At 70.0% G+C, this 357-nt stretch carries 1 protein-coding gene; it reads left to right on the top strand.

The window, feature by feature from the left end; genetic code table 11:
* A partial coding sequence (locus MKK58_RS27045) for a TadG family pilus assembly protein (RefSeq protein ID WP_409565152.1) occupies positions 1–357 on the top strand: 357 nt, incomplete at both ends.

Here is a 357-nt window from a genome sequence, read left to right as displayed (position 1 = left end):
GCGCGGCGGAGCTTGCCGCCGCGAACCCACCGCTCGACGAGCCGGCAGCCCGGAGGTCCCTAGCTCATGACGGCTTAGCCGGCGGTGCCGTGCGCCGGGACCAGCCCGGTTCTTTCAGCGCCGACGGCAGGCCTGTAGTTGATGCGCGTTTCAACACGAAGGCGTCGGCGCCTAACGCGGTCCGGGTGACCGTGCAGACCGCAACTCCGACCTACGTCGCTCCCGCCCTCGGCCTCGGCCGCGAGATCGCCATCAAGGTACAGAGCACCGCGGCGATGGCACAGTTCGCGTCCTTCACGATCGGGTCCGGATTGGCCGGCCTCGATGCCGGCGTCGCGAACGCCGTTCTGGGCGCAA

Source organism: Methylobacterium sp. J-078 (assembly GCF_022829285.1).
Lineage (GTDB): Bacteria > Pseudomonadota > Alphaproteobacteria > Rhizobiales > Beijerinckiaceae > Methylobacterium.
This window is presented reverse-complemented; position numbering and strand designations above follow the sequence as displayed.